Origin of the sequence: Ruminococcus sp. J1101004sp1_RTP21198st1_B9_RTP21198_201120 (assembly GCF_040924245.1) — a bacterium.
GTDB classification, from domain to species: Bacteria; Bacillota; Clostridia; order Lachnospirales; family Lachnospiraceae; genus Blautia_A; species Blautia_A faecis.
The window spans coordinates 1-16,570 of record NZ_JBCOMI010000031.1; the positions used below are offsets into that span (position 1 = coordinate 1).

The following is a 16,570-nucleotide window of genomic DNA, read 5'->3' on the forward strand; positions in this document are numbered from 1 at the left end:
GAGGGCTTGACCAACAATCGCAAGGTTGAAAAATGATTCCATTAGGATGTAACATGTATGTAGTTTTGAAGGTACAGAACGAAAACGGTAGCCGGTTGGTTATCGTTTTTTTGTTGCCTTTTCTTTACTTTTACCCTATTTTTTTTCTTTATATTCTGTTAAAATATTTTTTAAATCAATTCATAAAATGATATGAGTGTCAAAAGGTCTTTTGCCACTCATTTGATACCTCGGATTGCGATCCAGCTACGCTGCTCCCGCAATCCTCCAAATATTCGAAATCTGCTGATTTACTGCGTAAATCGCTACTTTCTCATATTTGGCATGTCCCAAGTTCAAACACCTTATCGTGCAAGCACGAACGGCTTTTTGACCTTTTGACACTGGTATCATAAAATAACAGGTAACAGAATAGGAAGAAATAAGATGAAATCAACTAGAAACAGATCCAGACTGGCAGATCAGGGAACAAAAGAAATGCTGCCAGTTATTTTTTCTCTTGCGTGGCCAACTATGCTGGAACAACTGATGCAGACTGCAGTACAATATATGGACACTGGTATGGTAGGCGTCCTGGGAACAAGTGCAACGGCCGCTGTTGGAGCTACCAGTACAGTAAACTGGCTGATTGGAAGTACGATTTCTGCGATCAGCATAGGATTTTTGGCATACATATCCCAGTCAATCGGAGCAGGAAAAAAAGAACAGGCAAAAAAAGCTTCAGGACAGGCTGTGCTGACAGTTGTGATCGTAGGAATATTTTTTACAATTCTGACAATGGGACTGAGCCGTAAAGTCCCTGTTTGGATGCAGGTAGATCCTTCTATTCAGAAACTGGCATCCAGCTATTTCCTGATCCTCTATGCACCGATGCTTTTTCGAACTGCGAACATTATTTTTGGAACTGTCCTGAGAGCAGTGGGCGATACCAAAACCCCTATGCAGGTAGGAGTTGCCTTTAATGTTATTAACATTGTACTGAACTTTTTTCTTATATATTCCACCAGAACTGTGCTGATTGGTGGAAAAGAACTGGTGATCCCAGGCGCGGGATGGGGCGTTCAAGGTGCAGCAGCTGCGAGTGCTATAGCTTATACCATTGGAGGTATTGCAATTACGGTTAAATTATGGAAGCATACTGATATATCTCCAAAGGGTCAGAGCTTCCTGCCGGATTCTGCAGTTCTGCGCCCTTGTCTGAAGGTGGCTGTTCCAAATATGTTTCAGCGATTTGCCACGTCCCTTGGATATGTGGCATTTGCATCCATGATCAATTCTTTGGGCGAGACTGCAACGGCAGCCCATACTATTGCCAATACAGTAGAATCTGCTTTTTATATTCCAGGATATGGAATGCAGACAGCAGCGGCTACTCTTGCAGGAAATGCTCTTGGGGCCAATGACAATAAAAAACTCAACAGCCTTGCCAAGGCAATTGTGCCGTTGGAAGTGGGACTGATGGTTATTTCCGGAAGTCTGCTGTTTATTTTTGCGCCGATATTGATTAGGCTGTTTTCATCAGATGCGCAGGTTATCCGTCTGGGAAGTACGGTACTTCGTATGGTTGCTGTTTCCGAACCGTTTTATGGTGTACCTATTGTGATCGAGGGCATGATGCAAGGTGTGGGGAAAACAGTAACTCCCTTTATTTTCAATGTAGCGGGAATGTGGGGTGTAAGAATTCTGGGGACTTTTATCTGCATCCATCTTCTTGGACTGGGACTTGTGTCTGCCTGGGGATGCATGATAGGTCACAATATGCTTCTTTTTGTTTTATTCACTTTACATTATTTCAGCGGCAGATGGAACCCTATGAATAAAACAAAAGTATCCTTCCAATACAAGACTTGTAAAAAGTGACCAAAAATCACAAGCTTGACAGCAGAATATATAGGCTTTATACTGAAAAATAACGAATAAAAGCCGTCACGGCTTGGAATGGATGACGTTAATATGGAAAAAAGCGTGAAAGACAATCCTGAATACAAAATGAAACGGCAGGGAATGATCATCGGACTGGTCTGTCTTGCTGTGATGGTGTTTCTGACGATTTTTCTTATGAGCAGATATCGTCAAAGAACAGAGAAGATTTTTACAGAGCTTATGGAGGAATCACTTTTATCCACCCATTCGGAAGCACTGACAGAAATGGAGAATTTCCTGGCTGGTTCAGCTGGAGCAGATAAGGTGGAGGAAGCCTGGGAGGCTCTGAACGAGGACGAGGGGAATGTGCTTCACTATGCGTGCAATTCAGATGGGAAAATCCTGGCAGGAGATATGCGGATTTTTGACATTGAATATACGGTGGCGACAGTGCTTCATTCGCAGCATGTGAAAGATAACAGTATTTCCCAGGTGGAAAAGTCCCTTAAAAAGCTGACCTATGGAGCACCCCATATTTTCACGGAGCTTGAGAAAACGGATATCTATCTGGTGGCATCCAAGTTGGAAGGCAGAGACTGTATTCTGTTTTCAGAATATCGTTCCGCCAAAATGAAGAATTATAAAGCAGTGCTCATCAATGGAAACCGCATGATTATTTTTACGCTTCTTGGATGCGCGTTGATTATGCTGCTTTTTACAGTACGATTCTATATGAAACAGCAGAAGAAAGTGATGAAAGGTCAGGCAAGGTACGACATTTTGTCGGAGTTTTCGGACACGGTTCTTTTTGAATATGACTGCCTGGAAAAAACATTGGTATTTACGCCAAATATAACGACTTTATTTGGACTGAAGGAAATCGGTCCGATCAGGCCTTTTGACAGTGACACAGATTTCACAATGGTTCATCCAGATGATGTGGCGAAGGTAAAGGCACTTCTTTCCTCAATTGGTGATAATTCTGATGAGATTGATGATTTTGTAATCCGTTTTAAGGATAAGAACGATAATTATCGTTGGGTGCGATGGATGGGCCGTCTGATACGAGGCCGTCTTGGTACACCACAGGCATTTCTGGGCAAGATTTCTGACGTTCAGGATGAGATGACCAGAGAACAGGATCTTCGTGAAAAAGCCTCTGTTGATGGTCTTACAGGTGCTCTGAACCGCAAGGCTGCAGAGCAGAAAATCAATACGCTTATGCAGGATAAAGAGTGTAAAGGTTACCTGCTTATGCTCGATATTGATGATTTTAAGACGGTAAATGATACAATGGGGCATGCAATAGGTGACCTTGCATTGATTACTTTGGTAAAACTTTTGAAGGAACATTTCCGTAGGGAGGATATTGTCGGTCGTCTTGGCGGTGATGAATTTATTGTGTTTATGACAAATACAGAGCTTGCTTCGGCTGTTGAAGCAAAAGGTGCGGAAATTCTTGATATTCTGGCAAAGTCAGAGACTACACCACATTTTACCGTGAGTATAGGAGCGGCGGCTTATCCTGCAGCTGGAAACGACTATGAAAGCCTGTATCTGGCGGCGGATAACGCAATGTATGCTTCAAAGAAATCCGGTAAGAACAGAATTTATGTAGATAATGGTCAGCAGAAAAAAGAATGACCATAAAAAGGTATCGCTTTGAGACTAAAGGAAGGTGACAAAAATGCGGTTACAGATTGTACAGGATGCATTAAAAAAGAAGAATATCAAATACGAATATACAGAGATTGATGGCTGCGGAAGTCTTGATTTTCTGTTTCGAGGATTGAAATTCCATGTGTGGGAGTATGAGGACCGTGTCTGGGGGGCAGAGACAAATATTTATGAAGCAGGACGCAGTCAGGATATTGAGGGCAACTATGAAGAGGTCATTGCCAGAGAGATTTTATCATGGCCCGATATGATGCCAGGAAGTTGAGGAATGGGATGAAATACGAGATCAGCAATGAATATCTTAAAGTGAAGGCCGACACAGAAGGTGCTATTTTGTGGTCCGTGACAGATAAGGACGGATTTGAGTATATCTGGCAGGGAGATGACAGATACTGGAACGAGCATGGTGCCAATCTTTTTCCCTATATTGCCAGATTATGGGAGAAATCCTACATATTTCAGGGGAAGACGTATCATATGGATATTCACGGTTTTGCCAAGGATTCTGTTTTCTCCTGTGAGAAAGCAGGGGAGAATGAACTGGTGTTTGCAATGGAAGATACCAGGGAAACTTTGGAACAGTATCCATTTCATTTTCGTTTTGAGATCCGATATCTGCTTGAGAAAAATACTTTAAAAGTTTTCTATTCGGTAAAAAATAAGGATGAGAAAACGATGTATTTTGGAATCGGCGGTCACCCGGGATTTAATATTCCGATGGAAGAGGGACTTTCCTTTGAGGATTATGAATTGGAATTTTCCAGGGCATGTGAGCCGCAGCGCATTCTTTTTTCACAGGAGTGTTTTGTGGAGGGGAAGGAGTCCTATGAACTTTTGGAGGGCAGACGGATTCCTCTTCGTCATAATCTTTTTGATGAAGATGCTATTGTGCTGGAGAAAACCTCTGGAGAGGTTCTGCTTCACAGTACGAAGGGCAAAAAGGCAGTGAAGGTATCTTATGTGGATATGCCTTATGTCGGTTTCTGGCATATGCCCTGCATGGATGCTCCTTATGTTTGCATTGAGCCGTGGTGTTCCCTTCCATCCAGACAGGGAATTACAGAAAATCTGGAGGAACAGAAGAATCTTATTTCACTGGAAGCTGGCAGGGAGTGCCAGATTTCCTGGACCATGGAAATTCTCTAGAGCGTGTCTGAAAAAGGCTTTCTGCAAGATGTGCGTCACAATTTGTGGGAGATTTTGTCTGGATGAGGGCGCCGTAGCGGGCTACGGTAACCGAATTCAGGCAAAATCTCCCGCAAAGTGGGGCGTGCAGATTGCGGGAATGATTTTTCAAACACGTTCTAGAACGTGCAGATTGTGGGAATGTTTTTTAAATACTCGCAAGGAAGGCAGGGTATGTAATATGAAAAAGAAGCAGGGGGCGAACTGCGAATATTGTGTAAACTATTCTTATGACGATGATTACGAGTGCTATACTTGTGATATGAACCTTGACGAAGATGAGATGTATCGTTTTATTACAGGAACCTATCACGATTGCCCTTATTTCCGCATGGGGGACGAGTACAGAGTAGTAAGAAAACAGATGTAAAAAAATTAAAATTACTATTGACAAATAAAATCGAACGTGGTATTTTATTACAGAACGCTGCCGAAGACAGTAGGTGCCGTAAGGCATAAGGATTAAAACGCCTACCGAGGACTAAGTATTCTTTCGTAAGAATTACGTTAAGCCTTGCTGTCTTACAGTAAGGCTTTTTTTGGCGGTATATCAAATTCTATAAGGAGGTGTACCATTTCATGGCAAAAGTAGAACTGAAACAACCAATCGTAGAAGAAATCGCTAACAATATTAAAGACGCACAGGCTGTTGTTCTTGTTGACTACAGTGGTCTTACAGTTGAGCAGGATACTATTTTACGTAAAGAGTTAAGAGAGTCCGGCGTACAGTACAAGGTTTACAAAAACACTTTAATGCGTCGTGCATTTGAAGGTACTCCATGTGCAGATCTTGACAAGCACTTACATGGAACAAACGCTATTGCAATTTCTGCAACAGACGCTACTGCTCCTGCAAGAATCCTTGCTAAATTTGCAAAACAGTATCCGGCACTTGAGTTAGTAGCTGGTATTGTTGAGGGTAACTACAACGATCAGGCAGGAATCCAGGCACTGTCCCAGATCCCGTCCAGAGAAGAACTTCTTGGCAAACTGCTTGGAAGTATCCAGTCTCCTATTACCAACTTTGCTCGTGTGCTTAATCAGATCGCAGAGCAGAAGGGCGGAGAGGCTGAGGCACCAGCAGCAGAATAATTTAAGCTTCTGTCGCTGAATCGAATCATTGATTCCACAAAAAATTTAAAAATGGAGGAAAATTATAATGGCAAAGTTAACAACAGCTGAGTTTATCGAAGCAATCAAAGAGTTATCTGTATTAGAGTTAAATGATTTAGTAAAAGCTTGCGAGGAAGAGTTCGGTGTATCCGCAGCAGCAGGCGTTGTTGTAGCAGCAGCAGGTGCTGGTGAAGCAGCTGAGGAGAAAGATGAGTTTGACGTAGAGCTTACAGAAGTAGGTCCTAACAAAGTTAAAGTTATCAAAGTTGTTCGTGAGATCACAGGCTTAGGTCTTAAAGAAGCTAAAGAAGTTGTTGATGGTGCTCCGAAAATGGTTAAAGAGGGCGCTTCCAAAGCAGAGGCTGAGGATATCAAAACTAAACTTGAGGCTGAAGGCGCTAAAGTTACTCTTAAATAATTTAGGTGTATTTAAGCGAACCATGCTCCCCGCAGAAGTCTGTCGTGCAGGCCACTGCGGGGATTTTTTTGTGTAACAGGAAATTCTGTTGGAATTTCCTGCAATCAGGATTCTTTTTGTGCAAGGAGATTCTGAATGAATATAAAAATGTTTTTGACTGTAACATTACTGGGAGTATCTTTATATCTGGGAGGCAGTTCTGTTATATATGCTGAATCAGCAGAAAATGTGACGGAGAATTTTAAAGACAGCTTTTCAGATTGCGATCTTGAGCCAGAAATGGAAGAGGATGAGACTGGCTTCTATGGCGGAACAGCTGAGGTGGGATTTTTTTCAGCAGATGAGTCTGATAATGATTTTGAAGAGGAGCCAGAAGAAGCTCTGCTTACACCTGTACCTTCTGATAATGAACAGCAGATTCTGGCGACTATTCCAGAAGGCGCTGCAGTGGTGACTTTAGATGTGGCTGATGGAAGTGATATTACCGAAACTTTGAATACAGTGCTTCACTTTATGGGGCAGAGAGCTACAGATGAAACTCCTTGTACGGTAATCATTCCTCAGGGAAGCTATCTGATTTCCGGAACTATCCATATGTACAGCAATCTTACTCTTTATGCAGAAGGAGCTGTACTGACGAAATCCTGTACAGATAAGCATGTGGTCCTCAGACTGGGAGATGACATACTTTCTGCCGGAGGTTATGATGGATATCACAATATCACCATTGAAGGCGGAACCTGGGATCTGAATTACCCGGTTGTCGAAGATAAGGAAGGCACAGGCGGTTTTGTAGGCTTCAGGATTGGACATGCCAGACACGTAACTGTGAAGAACGTAACATTTCTAAACAATTTGAAATCTCATTTTCTTGAGCTGGCAGGTACGGAAGATGTAACTGTGACTGGCTGTACATTCCGGGGATATTGGCAGGAATATGAAGGCGGCGGACAGGAATGCATTCAGCTGGATGCATGTCTGGACTATATTTTTCCAGGATATCAGCCCTTTGATGGAGCAGTTTGTGAGAATGTCAGGATTACGGATAACATTTTTGAGAATGTGTTTGCAGGAGTGGGCAGTCACAGCATGATTTACGACAGACCATACCGGAACATCGTGATTCAGGGGAATACCTTTCGAAATGTGAAAAAGAGAGCTGTCTGGTGCCTGAATTACGTGGATTCTGCTGTGGAGGACAATATAATAGAGAATGCAGGCGGCGGAGTGCTTGTGAGCTGCATGTATTTCCCGAATACCCATCTTATGCCAGGAACTGCTGCGGGAATGGCAGGAAACCACCAGAATGCGGGCATTTCCGTGAAAAACAATCAGATTTCTATTTCTTCAGTGAGCCAGATCAATGGAAACACATGGAGAGGATATGGAATTGAAGTCCAGGGAGCCTGGGTAAGTGACAGCTCAAAGGCACAGGCTAAGGGAATTCCGACAGGTATTTATAAGGAAACCGGTGTTGAGGTAAAGGGAAATATGATCACAGGGAATGGAAATGGAATTCGCCTTTATCTAGCTGATGGCTGTACAGTGGAAAATAATCAGTTGAAACTGCAAAAAACTGCATCCTTTTCCAATATGGGAATTTACCTGTCTGCTTCTTCCAAAAATGTGATAAAAGATAATCAGGTATCAGGTTGTAAAAATGTAGGAATCTACGCTTATGACGGCGGAAAGCTGGGGACTCCATCCACAGAGAATCAAGTCCTGGATAATGTGATTTCAGGTATCGGCGGTGATGGAATTCTTATGGAAAATGGCTCTGACGGGTGTGAAGTAAGCCGGAACCGTATATCCTCCGGAAAAAAGAACGGAATTGTTCTCTGGGGCAGCGAGGAGTGTCAGATCACAGCGAATCAGGTGAAAGGCTGTATGCTGGACGGAATATATGTGGAAAATATTGGAAATGCTGTTATAAAATCTAACAGGATTACGAATGTGAACGGCAGAGGAATCCAAGTGATCGCAAGTCAGACTGGAAAACTTTATGGAAATGCGGTTACTGGCAGCAGAAAATGCGGTTTATATGTAAGCAGGTCAAAGATTTCCGGAAACAAAAAGAACCGTCTGGAGAATAATGGCAGTACTTATGCAATTTATGCGGAAAACAGCACTGGAATCATTTCCGTGAAAATGCCTACTGCGTCTAAGATCACCAGAAAGTCAGTGAAGATCACAGGCAAAGCGGCGGGTGGAAAGAAGCTTACAATTTATGCAGTAAGCAGAAACAAGAATAAAAAAATCGGCAGAGGAAGCATCAATTCCAAAAAGAAATATAATATTTCTATCAAAAAACAGAAAAAAGGAACGACGCTTCTCTTTGTATTATCGGATAAATATGGAAACCTTTCTTATAGCAAGAGAAAAGTAAAATAAATTATAACTATTCAGCAATTACAAATAAAAAACAAATGAAAAAACAACAGAAAAGTGCTTGACAGGCTTTTTTTGTTGTGCTATAGTGAAGAATGCTATATTATGGCAAGATATGCCTACTATGCTTATGCAGCAGAGCGGGCTGATGTTGTAATAAATAAAATAAAACAGGGGTGAAACGTCAATGGAAAAAAACAGAATTCGTTCTGTAAAAACTGGAAAAAGCATGCGAATGAGCTACCAGAGACAAAAAGAAGTCCTGGAAATGCCGAACTTGATCGAGGTCCAGAAGGATTCTTACCAGTGGTTTCTCGACGAAGGATTGAATGAAGTATTCGACGATATTTCTCCAATCGCAGACTACGGCGGAAAGCTCAGTCTTGAATTCATCGGCTTCACATTTGATGAAAAAGAGGCTAAATACACCATCGAGCAGTGTAAAGAACGTGACGTAACTTATGCCGCACCTTTGAAGGTTCGAGTGAGACTGATTAACAAGGAAACAGATGAGATCAACGAACACGAGATTTTCATGGGAGACCTGCCGATTATGACCGCGACAGGAACTTTCGTCATTAACGGTGCTGAGCGTGTTATTGTCAGCCAGTTAGTACGTTCCCCTGGAATCTATTATGCCATTGCACACGATAAAATCGGTAAGAGACTGTTTTCCTGTACAGTAATTCCTAACAGAGGAGCATGGCTGGAATATGAGACTGACTCCAACGATGTATTCTATGTGCGTGTGGACAGAACCCGTAAGGTTCCGATCACTGTACTGATCCGTGCACTTGGTGTTGGTTCCAATGCAGAGATCATTGATCTGTTTGGCGAAGAGCCGAAGATCCTTGCAAGTTTCACAAAGGATACTTCTACAAATTATGAAGAAGGTCTTCTTGAACTGTATAAGAAAATCCGTCCAGGCGAGCCGCTTGCAGTTGAGAGCGCAGAGAGCCTGATCAATGCGATGTTCTTTGATCCGAGAAGATATGATCTTGCCAAGGTCGGACGTTATAAATTTAATAAGAAACTTCATTTCAATAAACGAATTGTTGGTCATAAGCTGGCTGACGATGTGGTTGAGGGCTCTACAGGAGAAATTCTTGCAGAGGCTGGTACTATCGTAACCAGAGAACTGGCTGATGCCATTCAGAACGCTGCAGTTCCATTTGTATGGATCCAGGGTGAAGAAGACCGCAGAATTAAAGTCCTTTCTAACTTAATGGTAGACATGCATCACTATCTGCCAGAAATTGAGAACCTGGAAGAGCTTGGGGTTACAGAGTTAGTATATTACCCTGTACTCGAAAAAATTCTGGAAGAAAATGACACACTTGAGGATAGAATTGCTGCTATCCGCAGAGATATCCATGACCTGATTCCGAAACATATTACAAGAGAAGATATTTTTGCTTCTATTAATTACAATATGCATCTGGAATACGGCATTGGAAATGACGACGATATCGACCACTTAGGAAACCGTCGTATCCGTGCGGTTGGTGAACTGCTTCAGAATCAGTACCGTATCGGTCTTTCCAGACTTGAGCGTGTGGTTCGTGAGAGAATGACAACACAGGATGTGGAGAGCATTTCCCCGCAGTCCTTGATCAATATCAAACCTGTAACAGCTGCTGTAAAAGAGTTCTTCGGATCTTCCCAGCTGTCACAGTTCATGGATCAGAACAACCCTCTTGGTGAGCTGACCCATAAGAGACGTCTTTCCGCACTTGGACCTGGCGGTTTGTCACGAGACAGAGCCGGATTCGAGGTTCGAGACGTTCACTATTCCCATTACGGAAGAATGTGCCCGATCGAGACTCCTGAGGGTCCGAACATCGGTCTGATCAACTCCCTTGCATCTTATGCAAAGCTGAATCAGTACGGATTTGTTGAGGCACCTTACCGTAAGATTGATAAAACGGATCCTATGAATCCGCGTGTAACTGACGAAGTTGTTTACATGACCGCTGATGAAGAGGATAACTACCATGTAGCACAGGCGAATGAGGCACTTGACGCAGAAGGACATTTCGTTCGTAAGAACGTTTCCGGTCGTTATCGTGAAGAGACTCAGGAGTATGAGCGTCAGATGTTTGATTACATGGACGTATCTCCTAAGATGGTATTCTCTGTAGCTACAGCCCTGATCCCATTCCTTCAGAACGATGATGCGAACCGTGCGCTGATGGGATCAAACATGCAGCGTCAGGCCGTTCCGCTTCTTACTACAGAAGCACCAGTTGTTGGTACAGGAATGGAAGCAAAGACAGCTGTTGACTCCGGTGTTTGTGTGGTTGCAAGAAAGTCTGGTACTGTACTTCGCTCCACATCTACCGATATCAGCATCAAGAATGATGATGGAACAAAAGATGATTATCATCTTACCAAATTCATGCGCAGTAACCAGAGCAACTGTTACAACCAGCGTCCGATCGTTAATCAGGGCGAGCACGTTGAAGCAGGTGATGTTATTGCCGATGGTCCGTCTACTTCTCAGGGAGAGCTTGCTCTTGGCAAGAACCCTCTGATCGGATTTATGACCTGGGAAGGTTATAACTACGAGGATGCCGTACTGTTAAGTGAGAAACTTGTACAGAACGATGTTTATACATCTGTTCACATTGAAGAATATGAAGCAGAATCTCGTGATACAAAGCTTGGACCGGAAGAGATCACTCGTGATGTTCCAGGCGTAGGTGATGATGCACTCAAGGATCTTGATGAGCGCGGAATCATTCGTATCGGTGCAGAGGTTCGTGCTGGTGATATCCTTGTTGGTAAGGTTACTCCTAAGGGAGAGACTGAGCTTACAGCAGAGGAGAGACTTCTTCGTGCAATCTTCGGTGAGAAAGCACGTGAGGTTCGTGATACTTCCCTTAAGGTACCACACGGTGAGTATGGTATCGTTGTAGACGCCAAGGTATTCACAAGAGAAAATGGTGATGAGCTGTCTCCAGGAGTTAATCAGTCTGTACGTATCTATATCGCACAGAAGAGAAAAATCTCCGTTGGTGATAAGATGGCTGGTCGTCATGGTAACAAGGGTGTCGTTTCCCGTGTACTTCCGGTTGAGGATATGCCATTCCTTCCGAACGGACGTCCACTGGATATCGTGCTGAACCCGCTGGGTGTACCTTCCCGTATGAACATTGGACAGGTCCTGGAAATTCATTTAAGTCTTGCTGCCAAAGCACTTGGCTTTAATATTTCCACACCGGTATTCGATGGTGCAAACGAGAATGATATCCAAGATACACTGGAACTTGCAAATGACTATGTAAATACAGAAGATTTTGAAGAGTTCCGTGAGAAATACAAAGACATTCTGGCACCTGATGTAATGCAGTATCTGGATGAGAACAAAGCCCACAGAGCATTGTGGAAAGGTGTTCCGATTTCCAGAGATGGTAAAGTACAGCTTCGTGACGGACGTACCGGAGAGTTCTTCGACGGTCCGACCACAATCGGACACATGCATTACCTGAAACTGCATCATCTGGTTGATGATAAGATCCATGCCCGTTCCACAGGTCCTTACTCTCTGGTTACACAGCAGCCACTGGGTGGTAAAGCTCAGTTCGGTGGACAGCGTTTCGGAGAGATGGAGGTTTGGGCTCTGGAGGCATACGGTGCATCCTATACACTCCAGGAAATCCTGACAGTTAAATCCGATGATGTAGTCGGTCGTGTGAAGACTTATGAAGCAATCATCAAGGGTGATAACATCCCTGAGCCTGGTATTCCGGAATCCTTTAAGGTTCTTCTTAAAGAGCTCCAGTCCCTGGCATTGGATGTACGTGTGCTCAAAGATGATCAGACAGAAGTTCAGATCATGGAGAATGTAGATTACGGCGAAACCGATCTTCGTGCAGTTATCGAGGGAGATTCCCGCGGCCACAGAGGAGAGGAATCCTTCAGCAAACATGGCTATACCAAGCAGGAGTTTGACGGAGAGGAACTTGTTGATGTGGACGAGGACGAAGAAGAGGATTATGAATCCGAAATCGACGATTCCTACGATGATATCGAAGAGTAGAAAGGGGAAAAGAATACATGGCAGAATCAACCAATACCAATGAAACATATCAGCCAATGACTTTTGATGCCATTAAAATCGGACTGGCGTCCCCGGAAAAGATCAGAGAGTGGTCAAGAGGTGAGGTTACAAAACCGGAAACCATCAACTACCGTACCTTGAAACCGGAGAAAGACGGACTTTTCTGTGAAAGAATTTTCGGACCAAGCAAGGACTGGGAGTGCCACTGCGGTAAATATAAGAAAATCCGTTATAAAGGTGTTGTCTGCGACCGATGCGGCGTTGAGGTTACCAAGGCTTCCGTTCGTAGAGAGCGTATGGGTCACATTGAGCTTGCTGCTCCTGTTTCCCATATCTGGTATTTCAAGGGTATTCCGTCCCGTATGGGACTTATCCTGGATCTGACTCCAAGAACACTGGAGAAAGTTCTTTACTTTGCAAATTATATTGTACTGGATCCGGCAGATTCCGGACTTCAGTACAAGCAGATCCTTACAGAGAGAGAATATCAGGATGCCCGTGAGTCTTACGGAAATAACTTCCGCGTAGGCATGGGTGCTGAGGCTATCAAAGAGCTCCTTATGGCTATCGATCTTGAGAAGGATTCCGCTGAATTAAAGGCAGAGCTGGTTAAGGCAACAGGCCAGAAGCGTGCAAGGATCATCAAACGTCTTGAGGTTGTTGAATCCTTCCGCGAGTCAGGAAACCGTCCTGAGTGGATGATTCTTGATGTTGTTCCTGTAATCCCGCCAGATCTTCGTCCTATGGTACAGCTGGATGGTGGACGTTTTGCGACATCTGACCTGAATGATTTGTACAGAAGAATCATTAATCGTAATAATCGTCTGAAAAGACTGCTGGAGCTTGGTGCTCCGGATATCATTGTCCGCAATGAGAAACGTATGCTTCAGGAAGCAGTTGATGCCCTGATCGACAATGGTCGTCGTGGACGTCCGGTTACAGGTCCTGGAAACAGAGCCCTGAAATCCCTTTCTGATATGCTGAAAGGTAAATCCGGACGTTTCCGTCAGAACCTTCTTGGTAAGCGTGTTGACTACTCCGGACGTTCCGTTATTGTTGTTGGACCAGAGCTGAAGATTTATCAGTGCGGTCTGCCAAAAGAGATGGCAATCGAGCTGTTTAAGCCTTTCGTTATGAAAGAACTGGTAGCAAACGGTACCTCTCACAATATTAAGAATGCCAAGAAGATGGTAGAGAAGCTTGAGCCAGCTGTATGGGACGTTCTGGAAGATGTTATCAAAGAACATCCGGTTATGCTGAACCGTGCACCTACACTGCATCGTCTGGGTATCCAGGCGTTTGAGCCGATCCTTGTAGAAGGTAAGGCTATTAAGCTTCATCCGCTTGTTTGTACCGCTTTCAACGCTGACTTCGATGGTGACCAGATGGCTGTCCATCTTCCACTGTCCCAGGAAGCACAGGCAGAGTGCCGTTTCCTGCTTCTGTCTCCGAACAACCTTCTGAAACCTTCTGATGGTGGACCGGTAGCCGTTCCTTCACAGGATATGGTCCTTGGTATTTACTATCTGACACAGGAAAGACCTGGAAATAAGGGAGAAGGAAAGTTCTTCAAGAGCGTAAATGAGGCAATTCTGGCATATGAGAATCAGGTAATTACTCTGCAGTCCAAGATTCTTGTCCGCTGCAGCAAGGTAATGCCGGATGGAAGCACTTTCACAGGCAACGTGCAGTCTACACTGGGACGTTTCCTGTTCAATGAGATCCTGCCACAGGATCTTGGATTTGTTGACAGAAGCATTCCGGGAAATGAACTTCTTCTTGAGGTTGACTTCCTGGTTGGTAAGAAACAGCTGAAACAGATCCTTGAAAAAGTTATTAATACTCACGGAGCAACCAAGACTGCTGAGGTTCTGGACTCTATCAAAGCTATGGGTTACAAGTATTCTACAAGAGCTGCCATGACTGTATCTATTTCTGATATGACCGTGCCGCCGCAGAAGCCTGAGATGATCAAGGCTGCACAGGATACTGTAGATAAGATCACAAAGAACTATAAACGTGGTCTTATTACTGAGGAAGAGCGTTATAAAGAGGTTGTGGATACCTGGAAGAAGACTGACGATGAGCTTACTCATGCACTTCTTTCCGGACTTGATAAGTACAACAACATCTTCATGATGGCTGACTCTGGTGCCCGTGGATCTGATAAACAGATCAAACAGCTTGCAGGTATGCGTGGATTGATGGCCGATACAACCGGACATACAATCGAGCTTCCTATCAAGTCAAACTTCCGTGAGGGTCTGGACGTACTGGAATATTTCATGTCCGCTCATGGAGCTCGTAAAGGACTTTCTGATACCGCTCTTCGTACAGCCGATTCCGGTTACCTGACAAGACGTCTTGTTGACGTATCTCAGGATCTGATCGTACGTGAGATGGACTGCTGTGAGAACAGAGCAGAGATTTCCGGTATGTATGTAAAAGGTTTCATGGATGGCAAGGAGGAGATCGAGAGCCTTCAGGATCGTATTACAGGTCGTTTCTCCTGCGAGACCATTAAGAATAAAGAGGGCGAAGTCCTTGTAAAAGCAAACCACATGATCACTCCGAAGCGTGCTGCACGTATCATGAAAGAGGGTGTAGACAACATTACCGGAGGTGCTGTTGAGCAGGTTAAGATCCGTACCATCCTGAGCTGTAAGTGTAAGGTTGGTGTGTGTGCGAAGTGCTATGGCGCAAACATGGCTACCGGTGAGCCGGTACAGGTTGGTGAGTCCATCGGTATCATCGCTGCACAGTCTATCGGTGAGCCAGGTACACAGCTGACCATGCGTACTTTCCATACAGGTGGTGTTGCCGGTGGAGATATCACACAGGGTCTTCCTCGTGTCGAGGAGCTTTTTGAGGCAAGAAAGCCGAAAGGACTTGCTGTTATCACTGAAATCAAGGGTGTTGCTACAATCAATGACACCAAGAAGAAGAGAGAGATCATCGTAACAGATCCGGAGACTGGTGATTCCAAGACTTACCTGATTCCATACGGTTCCCGTATCAAGATTATGGACGGACAGGTTATGGAGGCTGGTGATGAGCTTACAGAAGGTAGTGTAAACCCGCATGATATCCTTCGAATCAAGGGTGTTCGTGCAGTTCAGGATTACATGATCCGTGAGGTTCAGCGTGTATACCGTCTTCAGGGTGTTGAGATCAACGATAAACATATCGAGGTTATCGTTCATCAGATGCTGAAGAAAATCCGTATCGAGGATAACGGAGATTCTGAGTTCCTGCCAGGTACACTTGTTGACTTCCTCGAGTATGAGGAAGTAAATGAGAAACTGGAAGCTGAGGGATTACGTCCTGCAATTGGAAAACAGGGAATGCTTGGTATTACCAAGGCATCTCTGGCAACTGATTCCTTCTTATCAGCTGCTTCTTTCCAGGAGACTACCAAGGTTCTGACCGAAGCTGCCATCAAGGGTAAGGTTGACCATCTGATCGGTCTGAAAGAGAATGTAATCATCGGTAAACTGATTCCAGCTGGTACAGGTATGAAGTGCTACAGCGATGTAGAGCTTGATACAGGAATGCCGGAAGAGCCAGAAGAAATCGAATTTGATGAAATGGACGACGAGGATCAGGATGTGCTGGATGTAGCGGAAGACTCAGAAGAGCTGGAGACTGCTGATGAGGCAGATCTTGCAGTGGATGAGGATGAGGATACATTTGAGGATGAGGATTCTTCTGAAGACAGTGAAGAATAAACGATAAAATATGAAATCCCCCAGGGTGACAGAAATGTTGCTTTGGGGGATTTTTGTGTAACAGAGAATTCTATGGAACTTACAGTTACACAAAAAAGTGCAGCCCGGCAGGAACACACTGCAGCAGCAAGGGAA

General features: G+C 44.1%; 11 protein-coding genes and 1 other annotated feature. Of the genes, 10 read left to right on the plus strand and 1 reads right to left on the minus strand.

The window, feature by feature from the left end; genetic code table 11:
* Positions 1 to 426 precede the first annotated feature (426 nt).
* From AB5618_RS17265 to AB5618_RS17280, 4 genes are all read left to right on the plus strand, one after another.
* Positions 427 to 1,860, plus strand: a complete 1,434-nt coding sequence (locus tag AB5618_RS17265) for an MATE family efflux transporter (RefSeq protein ID WP_226855250.1) — start codon at positions 427 to 429, stop codon at positions 1,858 to 1,860.
* A 93-nt stretch (positions 1,861 to 1,953) separates the two neighbouring features.
* Positions 1,954 to 3,507 carry a sensor domain-containing diguanylate cyclase gene (locus tag AB5618_RS17270; protein WP_178090755.1) on the plus strand — a complete coding sequence of 518 codons (1,554 nt, stop codon included), beginning with the start codon at positions 1,954 to 1,956 and terminating at the stop codon, positions 3,505 to 3,507.
* A gap of 43 nt (positions 3,508 to 3,550) precedes the next feature.
* Positions 3,551 to 3,805, plus strand: coding sequence for a kinase (locus AB5618_RS17275; protein WP_118583324.1), 255 nt, complete (start codon positions 3,551 to 3,553; stop codon positions 3,803 to 3,805).
* An 8-nt stretch (positions 3,806 to 3,813) separates the two neighbouring features.
* Positions 3,814 to 4,686: an aldose 1-epimerase family protein gene (locus tag AB5618_RS17280; protein ID WP_226815292.1), complete on the plus strand. Its 873-nt coding sequence runs from the start codon at positions 3,814 to 3,816 to the stop codon at positions 4,684 to 4,686.
* Here AB5618_RS17280 and AB5618_RS17285 read toward each other — a convergent pair.
* Positions 4,628 to 4,786, minus strand: coding sequence for a DUF6783 domain-containing protein (locus AB5618_RS17285; protein ID WP_319017168.1), 159 nt, complete (start codon positions 4,784 to 4,786; stop codon positions 4,628 to 4,630). The genes AB5618_RS17280 and AB5618_RS17285 overlap by 59 nt on opposite strands.
* Between AB5618_RS17285 and AB5618_RS17290 the strand changes: the two genes are divergently transcribed.
* The 6 genes from AB5618_RS17290 (at position 4,715) to rpoC (ending at position 16,435) form a co-directional block, all read left to right on the plus strand.
* Positions 4,715 to 5,095 (plus strand): DUF6472 family protein, encoded by a 381-nt coding sequence (locus AB5618_RS17290; RefSeq protein WP_334285141.1) that lies wholly within the window; start codon positions 4,715 to 4,717, stop codon positions 5,093 to 5,095. The genes AB5618_RS17285 and AB5618_RS17290 overlap by 72 nt on opposite strands.
* A 42-nt stretch (positions 5,096 to 5,137) precedes the next feature.
* Positions 5,138 to 5,274, plus strand: a sequence feature (ribosomal protein L10 leader region).
* 30 nt (positions 5,275 to 5,304) lie between these two features.
* Entirely contained in the window at positions 5,305 to 5,817 is a 513-nt protein-coding gene (gene rplJ / locus AB5618_RS17295) for a 50S ribosomal protein L10 (protein ID WP_118583316.1), read from the plus strand.
* Positions 5,818 to 5,884: 67 nt separating this feature from the next.
* Complete coding sequence (gene rplL, locus AB5618_RS17300; RefSeq protein ID WP_118583314.1) at positions 5,885 to 6,256, plus strand: 50S ribosomal protein L7/L12; 372 nt, start codon at positions 5,885 to 5,887, stop codon at positions 6,254 to 6,256.
* A 135-nt stretch (positions 6,257 to 6,391) separates the two neighbouring features.
* Entirely contained in the window at positions 6,392 to 8,647 is a 2,256-nt protein-coding gene (locus AB5618_RS17305; protein WP_148463548.1) for a right-handed parallel beta-helix repeat-containing protein, read from the plus strand.
* Between the two features lie 184 nt (positions 8,648 to 8,831).
* Positions 8,832 to 12,686 (plus strand): DNA-directed RNA polymerase subunit beta, encoded by a 3,855-nt coding sequence (locus AB5618_RS17310; RefSeq protein ID WP_118583310.1) that lies wholly within the window; start codon positions 8,832 to 8,834, stop codon positions 12,684 to 12,686.
* Positions 12,687 to 12,703: 17 nt separating this feature from the next.
* Entirely contained in the window at positions 12,704 to 16,435 is a 3,732-nt protein-coding gene (gene rpoC / locus AB5618_RS17315; protein WP_148463547.1) for a DNA-directed RNA polymerase subunit beta', read from the plus strand.
* The last annotated feature ends 135 nt before the right edge of the window (positions 16,436 to 16,570 follow it).

Excerpts from the sequence above, each read along its gene's own strand:
- AB5618_RS17265 (WP_226855250.1), top strand. The coding sequence starts at position 427 with ATGAAATCAACTAGAAACAGATCCAGACTGGCAGATCAGGGAACAAAA.
- AB5618_RS17270 (WP_178090755.1), top strand. The coding sequence starts at position 1,954 with ATGGAAAAAAGCGTGAAAGACAATCCTGAATACAAAATGAAACGGCAG.
- AB5618_RS17275 (WP_118583324.1), top strand. The coding sequence starts at position 3,551 with ATGCGGTTACAGATTGTACAGGATGCATTAAAAAAGAAGAATATCAAA.
- AB5618_RS17280 (WP_226815292.1), top strand. The coding sequence starts at position 3,814 with ATGAAATACGAGATCAGCAATGAATATCTTAAAGTGAAGGCCGACACA.
- AB5618_RS17290 (WP_334285141.1), top strand. The coding sequence starts at position 4,715 with ATGTGCGTCACAATTTGTGGGAGATTTTGTCTGGATGAGGGCGCCGTA.
- rplJ (WP_118583316.1), top strand. The coding sequence starts at position 5,305 with ATGGCAAAAGTAGAACTGAAACAACCAATCGTAGAAGAAATCGCTAAC.
- rplL (WP_118583314.1), top strand. The coding sequence starts at position 5,885 with ATGGCAAAGTTAACAACAGCTGAGTTTATCGAAGCAATCAAAGAGTTA.
- AB5618_RS17305 (WP_148463548.1), top strand. The coding sequence starts at position 6,392 with ATGAATATAAAAATGTTTTTGACTGTAACATTACTGGGAGTATCTTTA.
- AB5618_RS17310 (WP_118583310.1), top strand. The coding sequence starts at position 8,832 with ATGGAAAAAAACAGAATTCGTTCTGTAAAAACTGGAAAAAGCATGCGA.
- rpoC (WP_148463547.1), top strand. The coding sequence starts at position 12,704 with ATGGCAGAATCAACCAATACCAATGAAACATATCAGCCAATGACTTTT.